16 protein-coding genes and 1 pseudogene are annotated in these 17,661 nt (G+C 71.3%); 12 read left to right on the top strand and 5 right to left on the bottom strand.

Going from position 1 to position 17,661, the window contains the following annotated elements; genetic code table 11:
- The first annotated feature begins 29 nt into the window (after positions 1-29).
- The 5 genes from ACIGXW_RS05140 (at position 30) to ACIGXW_RS05120 (ending at position 6,513) form a co-directional block, all read left to right on the top strand.
- Positions 30-692 (top strand): TetR/AcrR family transcriptional regulator, encoded by a 663-nt coding sequence (locus tag ACIGXW_RS05140; protein WP_399569936.1) that lies wholly within the window; start codon positions 30-32, stop codon positions 690-692.
- A 227-nt stretch (positions 693-919) separates the two neighbouring features.
- Positions 920-1,660, top strand: coding sequence for a two-component system response regulator CseB (gene cseB, locus ACIGXW_RS05135; RefSeq protein ID WP_071967089.1), 741 nt, complete (start codon positions 920-922; stop codon positions 1,658-1,660).
- 5 nt (positions 1,661-1,665) lie between these two features.
- Positions 1,666-2,928 (top strand): sensor histidine kinase, encoded by a 1,263-nt coding sequence (locus ACIGXW_RS05130; RefSeq protein WP_399569934.1) that lies wholly within the window; start codon positions 1,666-1,668, stop codon positions 2,926-2,928.
- Positions 2,929-3,083: 155 nt separating this feature from the next.
- Positions 3,084-3,866, top strand: a complete 783-nt coding sequence (locus tag ACIGXW_RS05125; RefSeq protein ID WP_071967088.1) for an ABC transporter ATP-binding protein — start codon at positions 3,084-3,086, stop codon at positions 3,864-3,866.
- 109 nt (positions 3,867-3,975) lie between these two features.
- A complete protein-coding gene (locus ACIGXW_RS05120; protein ID WP_399569932.1) occupies positions 3,976-6,513 on the top strand; it encodes an FtsX-like permease family protein in 2,538 nt (845 codons plus the stop codon).
- Positions 6,514-6,556: 43 nt separating this feature from the next.
- On the opposite strand, the gene ACIGXW_RS05115 is transcribed toward ACIGXW_RS05120, so the two are convergent.
- Positions 6,557-7,105, bottom strand: coding sequence for a hypothetical protein (locus ACIGXW_RS05115; protein WP_399569930.1), 549 nt, complete (start codon positions 7,103-7,105; stop codon positions 6,557-6,559).
- A gap of 198 nt (positions 7,106-7,303) precedes the next feature.
- On the bottom strand, positions 7,304-8,143 hold the full coding sequence (locus ACIGXW_RS05110) for an NmrA family NAD(P)-binding protein (protein ID WP_399569928.1): 840 nt from the start codon (positions 8,141-8,143) through the stop codon (positions 7,304-7,306).
- Between the two features lie 69 nt (positions 8,144-8,212).
- Between ACIGXW_RS05110 and ACIGXW_RS05105 the strand changes: the two genes are divergently transcribed.
- Positions 8,213-8,764 carry a TetR/AcrR family transcriptional regulator gene (locus tag ACIGXW_RS05105; protein WP_399570833.1) on the top strand — a complete coding sequence of 184 codons (552 nt, stop codon included), beginning with the start codon at positions 8,213-8,215 and terminating at the stop codon, positions 8,762-8,764.
- A 124-nt stretch (positions 8,765-8,888) separates the two neighbouring features.
- Here ACIGXW_RS05105 and ACIGXW_RS05100 read toward each other — a convergent pair whose 3' ends face one another.
- On the bottom strand, positions 8,889-10,028 hold the full coding sequence (locus ACIGXW_RS05100; RefSeq protein ID WP_399570831.1) for a GDSL-type esterase/lipase family protein: 1,140 nt from the start codon (positions 10,026-10,028) through the stop codon (positions 8,889-8,891).
- Between the two features lie 220 nt (positions 10,029-10,248).
- On the opposite strand from ACIGXW_RS05100, the gene ACIGXW_RS05095 reads away from it, so the two are divergent.
- The 5 genes from ACIGXW_RS05095 (at position 10,249) to ACIGXW_RS05075 (ending at position 15,510) form a co-directional block, all read left to right on the top strand.
- Positions 10,249-11,799, top strand: a complete 1,551-nt coding sequence (locus ACIGXW_RS05095) for an alpha/beta fold hydrolase (protein WP_399569926.1) — start codon at positions 10,249-10,251, stop codon at positions 11,797-11,799.
- Positions 11,800-11,844: 45 nt separating this feature from the next.
- The gene (locus ACIGXW_RS05090) at positions 11,845-12,543 is read left to right on the top strand and encodes a response regulator transcription factor (RefSeq protein WP_399569923.1); all 699 of its coding nucleotides are present in this window, start codon (positions 11,845-11,847) and stop codon (positions 12,541-12,543) included.
- 14 nt (positions 12,544-12,557) lie between these two features.
- Positions 12,558-13,922 carry an ATP-binding protein gene (locus tag ACIGXW_RS05085; protein ID WP_399569920.1) on the top strand — a complete coding sequence of 455 codons (1,365 nt, stop codon included), beginning with the start codon at positions 12,558-12,560 and terminating at the stop codon, positions 13,920-13,922.
- Between the two features lie 55 nt (positions 13,923-13,977).
- Complete coding sequence (locus ACIGXW_RS05080; protein ID WP_399569918.1) at positions 13,978-14,517, top strand: hypothetical protein; 540 nt, start codon at positions 13,978-13,980, stop codon at positions 14,515-14,517.
- Positions 14,518-14,685: 168 nt separating this feature from the next.
- A complete protein-coding gene (locus tag ACIGXW_RS05075; RefSeq protein WP_399569916.1) occupies positions 14,686-15,510 on the top strand; it encodes an NAD(P)H-binding protein in 825 nt (274 codons plus the stop codon).
- Between the two features lie 75 nt (positions 15,511-15,585).
- Here the strand turns inward: ACIGXW_RS05075 and ACIGXW_RS05070 are convergent.
- Together ACIGXW_RS05070 and ACIGXW_RS05065 are read right to left on the bottom strand one after the other, a co-directional pair.
- Positions 15,586-15,817, bottom strand: a pseudogene (locus tag ACIGXW_RS05070) (SAM-dependent methyltransferase); the annotation flags it as partial.
- A gap of 52 nt (positions 15,818-15,869) precedes the next feature.
- Entirely contained in the window at positions 15,870-16,187 is a 318-nt protein-coding gene (locus tag ACIGXW_RS05065) for a hypothetical protein (RefSeq protein ID WP_399569914.1), read from the bottom strand.
- Between the two features lie 166 nt (positions 16,188-16,353).
- On the opposite strand from ACIGXW_RS05065, the gene ACIGXW_RS05060 reads away from it, so the two are divergent.
- Entirely contained in the window at positions 16,354-17,661 is a 1,308-nt protein-coding gene (locus ACIGXW_RS05060) for a M14 family metallocarboxypeptidase (RefSeq protein WP_399569912.1), read from the top strand.

Genomic DNA, 17,661 nt, shown 5'->3' with positions numbered 1-17,661 from the left:
AGCCACTCGGCTGGGGAAGGCGGCAGACCATGGCGAAGACGGACGCGCAGACGCCGCGCGAGCGCTACCGCACCCAAGTGCGCGCGGAGATCAAGGCGCACGCCTGGGAGCAGATCGCCACGGCGGGAGCGTCCGCGCTCTCCCTCAACGCGATCGCCAAACAGATGGGCATGAGCGGACCCGCGCTCTACCGCTACTTCGCCAGCCGCGACGAGCTGATCACCGAACTCATCCGGGAGGCCTACCGAAGCCTCGCCGAGACCCTCCGCAAGACCTCCGCCACCGATGCCGACCCGGCCGACCTGGCCGGGCTGGCGCACGCCCTGCGTGGCTGGGCCCTGGAGGACCCCCAGCGGTATTTCCTCATCTACGGCACACCCGTCCCCGGCTACCACGCACCCGAGGACATCACCGGCATCTCCGACCAGATCATGAAAACGCTGCTCGACGCGTGCGCGGCGCTCACCCCGGACGGCCCCGCGACCTCGTTCAGCGCCCACCTGGAAGACCACCGGGACTGGGCCGGCAGCCACCCCGCCCCGCCCGCGGCCCTCCACCGGGCCCTGGCCTTCTGGACCCGGATGCACGGCGTTCTGTCCCTGGAACTCGCCGGCCACTTCACCAACATGGGTTTCGACCCCGCCGTGTTCTTCACAGCCGAGCTGGACGAGCTGCTGGCGCCCCGAGCCTGACGGGAGCGACGCACCACCCTGGACGGGACCTGGAGGGGACCTGGACGGGCTTTGTATCAGGCGCGTATCAGGGAGCGCTTGGTTGTCCATCGAATCCGTGCGTCAGGCCACGGCGAAGGGGGTCGAAGGAAGCCGGAGCCTTATCGTTCCTTTCAGGTCGCCGTCCGCACATGAGTTGCACCAGCCGGTCCATACCTCACGACCGTACGAACAGGAGCCATCTGCCCGTGTCCTCGCCCGCCCCGGCTCCGGCCTCTCCCCGGCCTGTTCGCGTGCTGCTGGTGGAGGACGACGACCTGATGCGCCGCTCCTTCACCGTCGCCCTCGAGCGCTACGGCTACCAGATGAAGGCTGCGGCCGACGGGCTGACCGGGCTGGAGCTCTTCCGTGACGAAGCCTTCGACCTGCTGATTCTGGATGTGATGCTGCCAGGTCTGGACGGGATCGGCCTGTGCCGCAGGGTCCGCGAGACCAGTTTGGTGCCGGTTCTGATGATGTCCGCCCGCGGCGACGGGCTCGACATCGTCGCCGGTCTGGAGGCCGGGGCGGACGACTACGTGGTCAAACCCGTGGACACCTACGTGCTCGTGGCCCGTATCCGGTCGCTGCTGCGGCGGGCGACCTACGCGCCCGCCCCAGGACCCGGGCAGGTCACAGGCGACGAGCCAGCACCGTCCGAGGGCGAATTGTTGACCTTCGGAGACCTGACGATCGACACCGGCGGCATGGAGGTGTTCGTCTCCGGAAGCCCGGTGGCACTGACCCCGACCGAACTGAAGCTGCTGCTGGAGTTCGCCGCCCACCCGGGCATCGTGCTGGAGCGGCACACCCTGCTGCGGGACGTATGGGAGTACGGCTGGGACGGCGACAGCCGGGTCGTGGACCTGTGCGTGCAGCGGCTGCGCAAGAAGCTGGGCCGGGACCGGATCGAGACGGTCCGCGGCTTCGGCTACAAGCTCAGGCGCTGAGACCGTTGCCCTCGCTGAACCGGGCGCGGCCGGCCCGCGTACCCCTGCGCTGGAAGATCGCCGCGCTGGCCGCGTCCACGTCATGCCTGGTCGCGGTGGCGGTGGGCGTGCTGGTGCACGTGTGGACCGCGCACGACATCCGGGAGCGGGCCGAAATGCGGGCCTTCAACAGCCTGTACTCGGCCATGGACACCTACCGCCGCACCGGCACTCTCACCGACGGTGCCGAGCTCGACCCGGCCGAGCTGCCCGCCGCACTGCGACACCCCGCCGGCGGCGACCGGCGTACGGCCTACGACGGACACGTCAACGGAAATGTGGGCCCGAGCGTCTGGGCCGCCCAGCGGATCGACGGCCCGGGCAGCCGGGTGCTGGCCGTCCGGGTCAACATGAGCTCGGAGCTCCACAATCTGCACCGGCTCGACGTGACCATGACCGTGGCCTCGCTGATCGCACTCGCGGCGGCCACGCCCCTGGCGGCCTACGGGGCCGGGCTGCTCGGCCGCCGGCTGCGCCAGGTCTCCGAGACCGCGGGCCGGATCTCCGCCGGGGACCTGGACGCCCGTACCGGGCCCACCAAGGGCCGCGACGAGGTGTCCGACATCGCCGCCACCGTCGACCTCATGGCCGACAGTCTCAGCCGCCGGCTGCGCACCGAGCGCCAGTTCACCGCGGACGTGGCCCATGAGCTGCGTACCCCCGTCGGCGGTCTGCTGGCAGCCGTCGATCTGCTGCCGCCCGGGGAGACGGAGGATCTGATCCGGGCCCGGGTGCGCGACCTGCGCGGCCTGGTCGAGGACCTGCTGGAGATCTCCCGGCTGGACGCCGGCGCCGAACAGCCGGTACGCGCCCGGGTGCCGCTCGACGCGGTCGTCTCCGAGGCCGTGGCGCGCACCGGCTTCGCCACAGAGGTCACCGTTGCCGACACACAGCAGGCAGAAGCCCCGCAGACCGTGGAGACCGACCCGCGCCGCCTCGAACGGATCGTCAGCAACCTCGTCATCAACGCCCACCGGCACGGGGCCACCCCGGTACAGGTCACCGTCGAGGGCCGTACGGTCGTCGTACGCGACCACGGACCCGGCTTCCCCCCTGACCTACTGCTCGACGGCCCGCGCCGCTTCCACACGGGTGCGAAGGAGCGCGGCTCGGGCCATGGCCTGGGCCTGACCATCGCCCTGGGCCAGGCCCGGCTCCTCGGCGCCGAGCTGCGCTTCGGCAACGCCCCGGACGGCGGCGCCGTCGCCACCCTGCGCCTGCCGACCTGACCCGTACCGGTCCATCCCGACCTCATCCGTACCGACCCGGCCCCTACAGAACCGATACGAAGCGGAGCGGACGCCGATACACGGCGGCCCAGGCCCCGATACGTACCCCGGACACCCTTCGACGTGCACCCTTTGGCACCCGAAGAGGAGTCCCCGTGACCGCCGAACCCCTTGGCACGCTCACACCGCACCCGACGACCGGGATCGCGGCCGCCGTCACCGACCTGTCGAAGGTCTACGGCAGCGGCGACACCCGCGTCGTCGCCCTGGACCGTGTCAGCATCGCCTTCCGGGAGGGCGAGTTCACCGCGATCATGGGCCCCTCCGGCTGCGGCAAGTCCACCTTGATGCACTGCGCCGCCGGGCTCGACTCGTTCGACTCCGGCTCCGTCCGCATCGGCACCACCGAACTGGGCACGCTCGACGACCGGCAGCTCACCGCGCTGCGCCGCGACCGGATCGGCTTCATCTTCCAGGCGTTCAACCTGCTGCCGACGCTGACCGCGCTGGAGAACATCACGCTGCCGCTGACCATCGCCGGCCGCCGGCCCGACCGGCAGTGGCTGGACCACGTGGTCTCCATGGTCGGCCTCTCCCAGCGCCTCGACCACCGGCCCGGACAGCTGTCCGGCGGGCAGCAGCAGCGCGTCGCGGTGGCCAGGGCCCTGGTCTCCCGGCCCGCGATCGTCTTCGGCGACGAGCCCACCGGCAACCTCGACTCCCGCGCCGGCGCCGAGGTCCTCGGCTTCCTCCGCGAATCCGTGTGTGCGCTGGGCCAGACCGTGGTCATGGTCACCCACGACCCCGTCGCCGCCGGCTACGCCGACCGCGTGGTCTTCCTCGCCGACGGCCGCCTGGTAGACGAGATGACGCACCCCACCCCGGACCGGGTCCTGGACCGGATGAAGGCCTTCGACACCCGCTCACGCACCAGCTGACCGGCCGACGCGCCGCCCGCCGCCCGCCGGCTTACGCCGGCACCGAACCCGCCACCCACCTGCTCTCTCGCTCGCGTCCGCCGAGCCCGCCTCCCAGGATCCGCACCCCATGTTCCGTACCGCCCTGCGCAACGTGTTCGCGCACAAGGCCCGCCTACTGATGACCGCGTTCGCGGTCATGCTCGGCGTCACCTTCATCACTGGCAGCCTCGTCTACGGCGACAGCCTGAACCAGGCCGCCACCGCCAAGGCGACCGCCGGCTACGAGCGCATCGCCGTCGACGTCGCGGCTGACGCCTCCCCCGGCGGCCGGCCGGCCGGCCTGGACGCCCGCACCGTGACCGCTCTGGCCAAGCTCCCCGGCGTCGCCGCCGCCGCGGGCCGGGTCGACGGCTTCGCCGCCGTCGCCGACCGCGACGGCAAGCTCATCGGTCAGGGCACGTCCTCCCAGGGGTCCTCCCAGGGCGGCAACTTCGCCCCGGCAGCGAACGGCAAGGACCCCGCGTACCGCTTCACCCAAGGTTCCGGCCCGACCGGCGACGACACGATCGCCCTCGACGAGAGAACCGCTGCGAAGGGCGGCTACCGCGTCGGTGACACCGTGCGCGTCGGTACGAACAAGGGCGCCGCCTCCTACACCCTCACCGGCATCTTCCGCACCGACGGGACCAAGCTCCCCTCCGGGGGCAGCCTGACGCTGTTCACCAACACCACCGCCCAGCGGCTCTTCCTCGAGCCCGGCCGCTTCCAGCACATCGAGCTCACGGCCACCCGCGATGCCGACGTGACGCAGCTCCTCAGCCGCGTCGATCCGGTGCTGCCCCAGGGCACCACCGCGGTCACCGGGGCCCGGCTCGCCCAGATCAAGGCGAACCTCGCCTCCAGCGACAGCGACACCATGAGCCAGATCCTGGTGGGCTTCGCCGCGGTCGCCCTGTTCGTCGCCGCCTTCCTCATCTCCAACACCTTCACCATGCTGGTCGCCCGACGCACCAGGGAACTGGCCCTCATGCGGGCCATCGGCGCCACGTGCCGGCAGGTGCGCCGCATCCTGCTGGCCGAGTCCCTCCTCGTCGGCGCGATCGCCTCCGTGGCCGGCGTCGCCGTCGGCACCGGGGTCGCCGCCCTGCTCCAGTCGCTCTTCGCCCCCGCCGACGCCCCGGCCGGCCCGCTGGTCCTCACCCCGGGCACCGTGATCATCTCCATGCTGGTCGGCACCCTCCTGCCGATGGTCGCCGCATGGCTTCCGATCCGCCGGGCCATGGCCATCGCGCCCGTCGCCGCGCTCAGCGCGGCCGAGCACACGGCGCCCGCGCGTGCCGGCTCCCTGCGCACCGGCCTCAGCGCCGCGCTGGCGCTCACCGGCACCGCCGCCGCGGTGTACGGGGCCCTCACCACGGGGAAGGACGCCCGGGCCGTCATCGGCATCGGCGCGGCCCTCACCCTGGCCGGGGCGATCGGCCTCATCCCCCTGCTGTCCCGGCCGTTCGTAGCCCTGTGCAAGCCGCTGCTGACCCGCCTCCACCCCGTGCACGGCGACCTCGCCGCCCGCAACACCGTGCGCGACCCGCGCCGTACCGGCGCCACCGCCGCCGCGCTCGCCATCGCGCTCACCCTCGCCTCGGGCCTGTCCGTCCTGGGGGCCTCCGCGTCCCAGTACCTCGACCGCGCGACCACCCACGCCCTCCGCGCCGACTACGTGGTCAAGCCCGCGGGCGGCCAGCGGATGACCCCCGCCACCACCGCCCCCCTCGAGAAGCTGTCCGGCACCATCTTCAGCCCGCTCAACCAGTCCACCGAATACCGCCTGGCCGGCACCTCCTCCGTCCTGACCGGCGTCGACCCCGCCACCATCGGCCGACTGCTGCGGTACGACATGGTCGCGGGCTCCCTCGACTGCCTGGCCAAGGGTCAGATCGCCGTGGCCGACTTCAAGGCCAAGGAGGCAGGCTGGCATGTCGGCCAGGCCCTCCCCCTGCAGCGTCAGGACGGCCAACGCGGCAGCGTCACCATCGGCGCCATCTACCAGGCGGACGAACAAAGCGACCTGATGCCGAGCATCACCGCACCCGCCTCCCTCGTCGCCCGCTACGACTCCGCCCCGAGCACCCACGCGGTCCTCGTCGCCACACACGGCGGCCCCAGCCGGGCCGCACTCGCGGGCGTCACCCACGCCCTCGGCGACAACCCCGCCCTGACCGTCCTCGACCAGGCAAGCATCCGCGCCCAGGACAGCAGTGGCATCGGCGAGCAACTCAACGTCTTCTACGCCCTGCTCAGCATGGCCCTGGCGATCGCCGCGCTGGGCATCGCCAACACCCTCGCCATGTCCGTCCTCGAACGCCGCAAGGAGATCGGCACCCTGCGCGCCCTCGGCCTGGACCGCACCGGAGTGACCCGGATGATCCGCCTGGAGGCCCTGCTCCTCGGCGCACTCGGCGCGACCCTCGGCACGGCCCTGGGCGTCTTCCTGGGCTGGGCCCTCGGACGCACCCTCCAGGACAGCGTCGCCGGCTACACGCTGGTCCTCCCCTGGGGACGCCTCGCCCTCGGCATACTCATCGCCCTGGCAGGCGCGCTGATCGCCTCGCTCTGGCCGGCCCGCAGGGCCGCCCGCGTCGACATTCCCGCTGCGACGGCGCAGTGAGCACTGGAAGCGCGGTTCGCCGAGGAACTGTGGGCCCTCCTGATCAGGAGGAGCGCTTTCGCGCAGTGACGTAACTGAACGGCTCGGAGACCCCGGCGCTGTGGTGACCGGCAGCCGCGAGGGCCAGGGCCAGACGCTTTCGTGGTGCAAGGCCCAGGCTCGCGGTGGCGTGCAGAGCTCCGAGTGCGAGTTCGTCCCCGCACCCCACAGCTGCGTATCCGTCGGCGGGCTCGGCTATCTGATAGTCGTCGTGGACGGTGAACAGGCGACCGTATATGCCGACGAGGAACGTCCCGGCCTGCTCCTGCTCACAGTCCTTGCGCGACCAGCCGCCGTCCTTGAGACAGGTGCGCAGCCTGTCGACGAAGACGGTGGTCATGAAGCGGTCCAGGTCGCCCTTGGGCTTGGGCGCCTTGAACGCGTGGTGCAGCAGCTGGCCCATGCGGAAGCTGGTGGTGAAGCCCATGGCGTAGGGACCGTTCCGGAAGACCTTCGGATCCCGGCGGACGGTGATCCTGAGGCCGCAGACACCGGCCGAGTCCCCGCCCAGGTGCACCCGCTCGTTGTGCACGAGCCCGACGATTACGGTCATGGCCTCCCCTTTCGCTGCGTCACCCTTCTCGATACTGCGCTTGAGGAGACGGGCGGAAACCGGGCAATGAAAGGGGGCAGGGCAGGAGCGTACGGTCCCGCAGGACACCCTCGCTCACCGGTCCGGCCGCGCCCGACTCCGGGATGTCCGCGGAGACATCGCGCGCCATCCCCGCCCGGCGCCGGCCTCAGCCGCCTCTCAGCCCATGACGCTCTGGACGTATGCGTGAAATCCGCGTGGCGGTCGGCCGGTCGCCCTCTCGACGGTGTCGGTGACGCGGTCTTCGGCTCCGTCGGCTATGGCACGGTCCATGGCGGCCAGCATCGCGGCGAACTGTTCGGGGATTCCGGCGGCTGCCAGGTGGTCGCGCATCTGGTCGTAGGTGAGCGGCCGGTGGGACACGTCCTTGCCCATGACCTTGGTCATGACGGCGGCGACGTCGTCGTAGCTCAGGGCCTCGGGGCCGGTGATCACCAGGTCGTCGGCCGGCAGCGTCTCATCAGTGAGGGCATGGACGGCGACGGCCGCGATGTCGTCGGCGTCGACGAAGGCCACGCGCCCGTCACCTGTCGCCGTCAGGATGGTGCCGTGGCTGCGGATGCTGTCCGCGTGCAGGTGCTGGTCCGTGAAGTTCTGCATGAACCATGACGGCCGCAGCACCGCCCACCGCTCGAACATCCCTGCCAGTTCGCTGTGCACGCGGCCGACGCCGGGCCCTCCCTCGGGTATCGCGGACGAGCTGAGCAGCACCACGCGCCGCACGCCGGCGGCGCGGGCCCGCTCCAGGAAGGGCAGTATGACGGCGGCCGGGTCCGGATCGCCCACGGGCGGGACGAGGTAGGCCCGGTCCGCGTCGCGCAGGGCGTCGCCGTGGGTGGCGGTGTCGTGCCAGTCGAAGCGCACAGCCCTGGCGCCGTCCTGTGCGGCAGCGCGACGGCTGGCAGCCGTCACCGTGTGCCCGAGTGCGACGAGCCGGGACACGACGCGGCGGCCGGTGTTTCCCGTGGCTCCGGTGACCAGAACGGTGGGCGTGGTCATCTCGTTCTCTTCCTTCTTCACGCGGCGGGGGCGGAGGACTGCGCGTCGCGCAAGGAACGTGCGGACGCACTGCGCAACCGCGAGGCCGTACTGGCCGCGGCCGACGAGCTGTTCGCCTGTAGCCAGAGCCCAGGCGGCGTCTCCATGGACGACATCGCGGCGGCGGCCGGGGTCGGCAAAGGCACTCTCTTCCGCCGCTTCGGCGACCGCACCGGTCTCATCCAGGCGGTGGTCGAGCAGCGCATCCAGTCCCTGCGTCACGCCGTGGAAGAAGGACCGGCCCCCCTCGGCCCCGCCACCCCGCCCGAGGAACGCGTACCGGCCCTGCTCGACGCCCTGCTCAGCTTCAAGCTCGACAACTGGCACCTCACCCTCGCCCTGGAAGAGACCGGCAGCGGCAGCCCCTATCGGGCAGGCCATTACGCGTGGTGGCACCGCACCCTCGCGGACACCCTGCAGCGGATGCCGGGCCTACGCGACAGCTCCTACGCTGCGCACGCCCTGCTCGCCGCCACCCGCGCCGACCTCGTCGAACACCTCGTCGGCCAGGAGCACATGACCGCCGAGCACATGCGGGCGGCTCTCGCCGAGTTCACGGCGAGGCTCGTGGGCCGCCCCTGAGCGGGCCGGGCAAGAGGCGGGCCAAACGGATGTACGTGCGCGGCGTCACACGCCGGCCGATGGGACGCTCGGGCTCCGCACCCGGTGCAGCGCGGAGCCCTGGTCGTTCAGCAGCCCCGGTTATTCAGCGGAAGGGACCGTCGTTCGCGAAGGCGTGGGCGGCGAAGCGCTTGCCCATCCGGCGGTACGCGGCGGCGGTGGGGTGAAGGCCGTCGGCCAGGTCATCCACCTCGTCCGGGCCGAGCAGCTCGCGTCCGTCGAGATAGTGGAGGTGGGGATCGCGGGCCTGCCGAGCCGCCACGATCCGGGCCAGCTCGGCACGGACCACCGTCAACGACAGCGCCCCACCGGCCACATCGGCCGGGTCGCCCAGGGCTGTGACCTTCCCGTCCGGGCCCATCGCGGTCAGGCCGGGAGTCTCCTCAAGGGCAGGACAGCTCACCGGGGACATCAGCAGCAGCGGGGTGTCCGGGTGCCCGTCCCGGATCGTGTCCAGGAACCCGTGCACCGCGGGGCCGAACGTGCGCAGCCGGAAGGCGGCCAGGCTCACGATATTGATGCCGACCTTGAGGCTGATCAGGTCGGCGGGCATGTCACGGATCGTCCGGGCGACATACGGGTCCAGCAGCGCGTTACCCGCCTGGCTGAGGTTGATCACCTCCACTCCCCCGAGCGCAGCCGCCACCACCGGCCACGTGCCGGTCGGGCCGTCGGCTTCGAGGCAGTGGCTGATGGAACTGCCGTGGTGCACCCAGCGGCGCCGCCCGTCCGGCAACGGCGCCAGTACCTCGCCGTCGGCCCTCAACGCCACCAGCTCCGTGGGGGTCTGCTGCGGCAGCCACAGCTCGACGTTCTTCATGCCGGCCGGCAACCCGGTGAACCGTACGGTCCCCGGCTCGCCCGGAATCACTCGCTGCACGACCCCGGGCCCCGCCATCCGCACCACGTTGCCCACCGGCGCTTGCCGACGCCCGGCCGGGGCACCGTCCACCAGCAGCTCCAGCATCCCGGTCGGGCGGGGATGGGGGTCGGTGTCGAGCTGTCCTGTGGAGGTGAGCACTTCGAACTCCAGCTCACGCGCATCCGTGCGGAACACCAGCCGCACCCCCGAAGGCATCAGGGTCACCCCGTAGACCGAAGGGTCCTGGTACTGCTCCTTGGTCCACGCCGGCAACCGGCGCGGCATCACCCCCGCCTGTGTCATCTCCAGATCCAGCGCACCCCGTAACTCCACCGGCCCGCCCACCAGCGGAACCGCCCGCATCGCCATCGTCAGCGCTCCTGCCCGGTAAAACGCTCTCGGCTCCCGGATGCGTGTACACACCCGCGAGTTCTCCGCCGCCACCCTTGCACACCACTACCGAACGACCTCTGATGCGCCGCTCCGGTTCTTACATGCTTTTGCCGTCGCTCTGCCGTGCCTGCGAAGTGCGCCCGGCAGCGTTGTGTCCGCAACTGCAGAACGCATGTCAGAGGAGTGGGCAATGACGTACAAGAGCACGGCGCGGCGTGCGGGTCTGGGTGTGAGCATGATGGCGGTGATGACCTCGGTGCTGCCGACGGCGACCGCCGCCTCCGCGTCGTTGAGCGGCCCCACGGCCGACGTGGCACCCGCCTGGTGCCCGACCGTGGACGGGCACCAGGTCGACTGCGGCCGGCTGGACCGTCCGCTCGTCGCGGAGAAGCCGGAGCTCGGCGAGGTCAAGGTGAGTTACGCGGTCGTACGCCACAGCGCGCCCGGCCCCGCCAAGGGCACCGTCGCCGTCAACCCGGGCGGCCCGGGCGAGACCTCGATCGACAAGGCCGAGGCGTTCGCCTGGGGCCTGGAGGGCCTGCTGAAGGACCACGACCTGCTGCTCGTCGACCCGCGCGGCTCCGGGACGTCGCAACCGGTCCCGTGCGGGGTCACCGACGCCGAGTACCGCTTCGGCACACGGGACCAGCAGCGGGCCGCGGTCGAACGGTGCGCCAAGAACCTCGGGCCCAAGACCGCCGGTTACACCTCGGCGGCCACCGCCGACGACATCGACGCGATCCGCGCCCACCTCGGCGTACAGAAGCTCAGTCTGTACGGGCTGTCCTACGGCACGTACCTGATGCCGGTGTACGCCTCTCGCCACCCCGAGCGCGTACGCTCCATCGTCCTGTCCGGCGCCTACCCCCTCCAGCTCGACCCGCTGGCGCGGCCCAGCGCGCAGGCGGTCTCGCTCAACCTGCGCCGGGTGTGCGAGCGCGGCGTCCCCGTCGCATGTGACGGCCGGCAGGCCGTGCAGGACCTGGCCACCACGGCCGCCCGCCTGCGTACCCAGCCCATCACCGTGCCGATCACCACCGAACACGGCGTCTACACGAAACGGTTCACCGAGGACAAGCTCGCCAACCTCCTGTTCGAGGCCGCCAGCAGCCAGGTCGGTTTCGAGCCGGACAAGCCCACGCTGCTCGGCCGGCTGCCCCACGCCCTCGACCGCTTCGTGAAGGGCGACACCGCCCCACTGCGAAAGCTGGTCCAGGAGGAGGGGAAGACGGGCAGCACGGTGGACCAGGCGCCGTACATCGCGGTCACCTGCAACGACTACCGCAAGGCCTGGTCGAAGGACGCCCCGCTGTCCGAGCGGTGGCGCCAGTACAACGCCGCGCTGGCCGCCGTACGTCCCGGTGAGCACGGGGCGTTCAGTGCCAAGGGCTTCACCGAGGGCACCACGGACGCCGGCGACGTGTGCATCGGCTGGCCGCGCGAGAACACCCCTGACCCGCAGCCCACGACGCTCGAGCTGCCGGACGTCCCGGTCCTCGTGCTCTCCGGCGACCTCGACGCCAACACGCCCGACGCGAGCGGGAAGAAGGCCGCCGCGCAGTTCCGCGACAGCCGGTTCTTCTCGGCCCGCAACATGGGGCACGTGCCCGAGCTGGAGCCGAGCCGCTGCGTCACCGGGATCTCCGCGCACTTCCTCCGCACCGGCACCCCGGGCGACGCCTCCTGCCTGCGCGCCCTCCCGCCGATCGCCGTCACTCCGGTCCACCCCGTCCGCGGCTGACGGGCCGGCGCCGTGACCGCCTCCACCACCGATCAAAATGATCACATGACTGACGAAACGAGACACCGCCGGACGGTGCTGGTCGTCGAGGACGACCCGGGAGTGCGCAGCACCCTGGACCAGCTGCTGCGCTTCGAGGGCTATCGGGTGCTCATGGCCTCCGACGGCCTGGAAGCCCTCGGCTTACTGGAACAGGAGCGGCCCGACCTGGCGGTGGTGGACGTGGTCATGCCGGGCCTCGACGGCCTCGGCCTGTGCCGGATGCTGCGCAGGCGCGGCGACCGGCTGCCCGTCCTGGTCCTGACGGCCCGGCACGAGGTCGGCGACCGGGTCGCAGGGCTCGACGCGGGTGCCGACGACTACCTGGCCAAGCCGTTCGCGACCGAGGAGCTCTTCGCCCGCATACGCGCGCTGCTGCGGCGCACCGATCCGGCCGAGGACGGCGCAGCCCTGACCGTCGCGGACCTCACCCTGGACCCCGCCTCCCGGCAGGCGTTCCGCGGCGAGCGGCGACTGGACCTGACGAAGACCGAGTTCGACGTGCTGGAACTGCTGCTGTGCCACGTGGGCGTGGTCCTCAGCCGGTCGCAGATGTACGAGCGCATCTGGGGCTTCGACTTCGACACCACGTCGCGCTCCCTCGACGTCTACATCGGCTACCTGCGCCAGAAGACCGAGCAGGGCGGCGAGCCCCGGCTGATCCACACCGTCCGCAACGTCGGCTACACGATCCGGCCCGCGTGATGCTCCGAGCCCTGATGCTCCGCACGAAGGTCACAGCCGTCGTCGCCGCGGCCGCCGCGCTCGCCATCTGCCTCGCCGCCTTCATGTCGTACCGGGGCGTGAGCGACCTGGTCGCCGACGAGCTCGAGCGGGGCCTCGACGACCGTACGAACACCACCGTCGCCCTCCTCGCCGCCGGCCTGACCCCGCCCACCCGCCCGGACATGATCGAGCAGGTCGTGTCCGCCCAGGGGACGGTACGGCCGCTGGCGCCCGGCCACGACGCCCTGCCGGTCTCGCCGGACGCGCTGCGCGTGGCCCGTACCGGGAGAGGAGAGAGCCGCGCGGACGTCGTCGTCTCCGGCACCGAGTACGGCACCCTGACCAGGCCCCTGCCCGGCGGTGGGGCGGTCATGGTCGGCCAGGGCTACGAGGGCGCCGCCCGCGTCGACGACCAGTTCCTGTGGCGGATCTCCTGGACCACCGCGGCCGCCATCGGCTTCGCGGCGCTCCTCGGCTGGCTCGTCCTGGGCCGGATCCTGCGCCCGGTCCGCCGACTGGCCACCACCACCCGGCGCATCACCACCACGCAGGACCTCGCCACGCCGCTGCCGCCCGCCGGATCCGACGAGATCGGCCAACTGACGCACAGCTTCGAGCACATGCTGGCCGCACTGCGCCGCTCCCGCGCCCAGCAGCAGCAACTGGTCCAGGACGCCAGCCACGAACTGCGGACGCCGCTCACCTCGGTGCGCGGGAGCGCCGAGCTGCTGCAGCGGGCGCGCGGCAGGCTCGACCCCAAGGACGAGGAGCAGATCCTCACCACCCTGGTCACCGAGACCGCCGCCCTCGACGACCTGGTGCGCGAGCTCGTCGAGCTGGCCACCGACCGCCACACGGAAGAGGAGCCCGAGGCCGTCGACCTGGCCGTCACCGCGGAGGAAAGCGCGCAGCGCTTCCGCCTGCTGACCGGGCGCACCGTCCTCGTCATCGAGGACGACGCGAACCCGCCGGTGCCGGTACGTGCCCGACCGCGCGCGCTCCAGCGGTGCATCGACAACCTGCTGAGCAACGCGGTGAAGTTCAGCCCCGAGGGCACCCCGGTCACCGTGCACATCGGCTGGGGCAGGCTGGCCGTACGGGACCAGGGCCCGGGCATCGCGCCCGGCGAGCAGCACGCCGTCTTCGACCGCTTCTACCGAGGCCCCCGGACCCAGGCGACGCCCGGCTCCGGACTCGGTCTGGCCATCGTGCACGACATCATCGCGGCCGACGCCGGAACCGTCTTCGCCACCACGGCGGCCGGCGGCGGCGCGGAGGTCGGCTTCGCCCTGCCGCCTCACGACCGGGGCGGCCGCCCGGTCCACAGAGGTACGTCCCGTTCGCGAAAATACCCATGATCATTGGAGGTGCCTGACCACCCTCGGCAGCCGCACCGCACACGAAGGAGCACCCATGGGCCGGATCACCACCGTTGTCGAGGACCTCGTCTTCGGGGAAGTCACCATCACCCTGGACAGCGCCGAGGGCTCCGTCGAAGTCAACGGTGACCGGCTGCCCCGGACGACACTGCGCCGCGATCCCGGCAAAGAACCCACGTCATGGCCGCCCATAGGCACCAGCGATCCCAACGCGCTTACCCTCACGATCGACGGCATGGGCGGGCCTCCACCCCTGAGCAGGGGATACGTGAACCGCCGCACGTACACGGTGCGATTCCCCGACGGCGGCCGGACGTACCGTCTCGTCCCCCACGACGTGACGCAGAGCTATCTCATCCGGGACAAGGTCCGCCTCGGCAAGCTCCTCGTCTCTCCCGGAGGCGGGCGCGTCGCCCCGGCCAAGTGGTGGAGCTCCTCCAAGGTCCTCCCCGTCGAGGCGGCCCTCGGCTACGCCTTGGCGGTGGCCCTCGGCACGGGCGGAAAGCGGTCGGAGGGCGGCAGCGGCGGATCAGCGGGGGAGACGGTACTCGAGATCCTCTCGTTCTGGCCGTAGAGGCCGGACGGCGGGCAGCGGCATCGTGGTCGCCGGTCGGATTGCGGACGAGATCTGACCTAGATGGTGCTTACCGTTCCGTCAGTGGCCAAGTGGCGGAAGGCCTCGGCTGCCGCTCGGTGGGATGCCTGCGGTACCCGCCTTCACCGACAGCAGGTAAGGAGCGGTATGACGATTTTGGTGACGGGTGCTTCGGGGACTGTGGGGCGTCATGTGGTGGAGCGGCTCCGGCAGACCGGGCACGAGGTTCGCGCGCTCACGCGCAGCCCGGCCGAGGTGACTGGTCTGCCTGACGGTGTCGAGGTGGTGGGCGGTGACCTGACGAAGCCGTGGACGTTGGCAGCGGCTTTCGACGGAGTTCGTACCGTGCATCTGATCGGAGCCACTGGATATGACCATGTCCCGCTGAGGACGGGGCCGCAGATCGTGGCGATGGCCGCTGAGGCGGGTGTGCGGCGGTTGACGGTCTTGTCGGCCGGTGAGGGAGGGGAACTGGAACGGGCGGTGCGTGAGGGTGGGGTGGAGTGGACGTTCGTCTGGCCGATCGACTTCATGTCCAACGCGTTGGGGTGGGCTGAGACCATCCGCAGCAGGGCGGAGGTCCGCGAGCCGTATGCGCGGCGCAGGACCGCTTCGGCCGATGAGCGGGACGTCGCGGATGTTGTCGCAACGGTACTGACCGAGGGCGGCCATGCGGGAAGGCGCCTCGTCGTGTCGGGGCCCGAGGCACTCACGCCGGCGGACAAGGTGTCCGCCATCGCAGCCGCGACCGGTCGTGAGATCCGCTTCACCGAGCTGACCGATGATCAGGCGCGACGGCAGTGGCGGTCCGAGGGCTGGCCCGAGGAGGGCATCGAGTTCATGCTGCGGATGTGGGCGATGGTGCCCGAGACGGTGGCCAGGGTGACGTCAGCGGTTGAGGAGGTTGCCGGCCGTCCACCACGGACCTTCGCCCAATGGGCCGCCGCACATGCCGACGCCTTCCTCCCCTGATACGCGGGCGCCGGTATCGGGGGCCTGAACATCGAGGACTGTTCCCGGGCGGGATTACGGGCGGCGTCCCCAGGTGTCGGTGGCGATCACCGTACCCGTCGGGCCGACTCGTTCGGCCAGCCCGACGGGTACGGAGGCACCGCCTGGCGCCGACCTCCCAGCACCGCATGCCGGCACCGATCCCGAGCCGGATCGACGTGCCGGAGCGTCACCGGGTCGAACAGTTCGGCGAGGGCGCCGAAGCGAATTCCTGCCTCCGACTGCCGGTTGTCCAGCCGATAGCCACGTCGCTGTCGTGCTCAGCTATACGCCGATTCTGGCAGACGGGTATGGGGCGAACTCGACCCGGTCACCCGCTCTCACGAGGCGTTCGGGCCCACGTCCGCAGCTGTGAGGGGACGAGGGACCGGGGCCAGTGTCGTGTACTGGTCCGCGCCGACGTCACGGGCGCTGCCGCGCGGGTGACCGTCGATGTCCTCGCAGGGGGCTGCTCTTGGCGGGACGGTGTACACGCCATCGGCCACGACTATGCGGTCGCCGGGCACCGCGCGATCGATCGCCTTCTGAAGTCCGTCCAAGGAACTCACCGTCACCGAGGCCGCCGAAGCGCCGGCCGGGACAGCGGTAAGCCCGGCGGCACCCAGCAGGGTGCCGGTCAGAAACGTACGTCTTTTCATGATGACTCCTGAGAAAACGGAAGCGTTCCGGGCTGATCCTTGTACCCCGCCGTGCCGATACGCAACGGCTGACGGACCGCAACCACGGAACCGACGACGAGCGCAGCAGGGACGATAAGTTCGGGCGCTCTGTTGCGCAGGAGTGGACCCGGGTACCTTCCGCCCCATGGGGATACGCCCACCATTGACAGCCCGCATCCGCACTCTCGCCATCGGCTTCACCACCGCCGCACTCGCCCTGACCCTCGTCCAGACGCCCGCCCAGGCCGCCCGCACCCCGCTGCCCCGCACCGGCTTCGAACTCAGCAACGGAGCCCGCTGGACCACCGAGGCCGAGGAACAGCAGCTCCTGGCCGTACTCGACCGGTCGAGCGGCCGCATCGCCGTCCGCAGCATCGGCACCACCCGTCAGGGCCGACCGCTCCAACTGGTCCGCATCGGCCCCGCCCGCCACACCGCCGAAACCGTCCTTCTCACCTGCAGCCAGCACGGCAACGAACCCGCCGGCCGCGAAGCCTGCCTCATCCGCATCCGCGACCTCGCCCACGCCACGGACCCGGCCACGCTGCGCTTCCTCGAGCGCACCACCGTCCTGGTCGTCCCCACCGCCAACCCCGACGGCCGCGCGGCCGACACCCGCGCCAACGCGGACGGCGTCGACACCAACCGTGACCACCTCGCCCTCACGACCGCCGAGAGCCGCGCCGTGGCCGCCGTGATCCGGGACCACCGGCCCGAGATCGTCTACGACCTGCACGAGTACCACGCCACCCCGCCGTACTACGACAAGGACCTGTTCGACCTCTGGCCGCGCAACCTCAACACCAACCCCCGCGTACATCAGGAGGCACAGACCCTCTCGGCGGCCTACGTACGCCCCGCCGCCCAAGACGCCGGGCACAGCACCGGCACCTACGGCATCTGGACCGACCCCGCCACCGGCGACCCCGTCAAACAAGTGGCCGGCGACGGGCAGGAGCGCATCCTGCGCAACACCTCCGGCATCAAGCACGCGATCGGTCTGCTCATTGAGAGCCGTATCGAACCGGCGACGGACGCCGAGAAGGCGGACCAGGCCCTGAACAACCGGCGTCGTGTCCGGTCCCACCTCGTCGCACTGGACGGAACGTTCGCCTTCGCGAACGAACGTCGCCGGCAGATCACATCGGCCACGGCCGCAGCACGCGTCAAAGGCCTCACCGACCGGGGCCCCGTCCACCTCGGCGGCGCCGACAACGAACCAGTACCCCCCGGCCAGACCCTGCCCGACCCGCCCTGCGCCTACCGGCTCACCGCCGAGCAGTACGCGAACACCCAGGACGAACTCGCCCTGCACGGCATCGAGACCATCCCCTCCCCCGCAGGCGGCGCACTGGTCCCGCTGCGCCAGCCGCTGCGCGCCCTGGTACCGCTGCTACTGGATGCCAGGGCCTCGTACGAACTCACCGCAGCCGAACCCGTCGACCACTGCTAG

This window comes from Streptomyces sp. NPDC053079 (assembly GCF_044546695.1).
Classification (GTDB): domain Bacteria; phylum Actinomycetota; class Actinomycetes; order Streptomycetales; family Streptomycetaceae; genus Streptomyces.
Note: the sequence above shows the minus strand (reverse complement) of the source record. Positions and strands in the feature narration are given on the sequence as shown.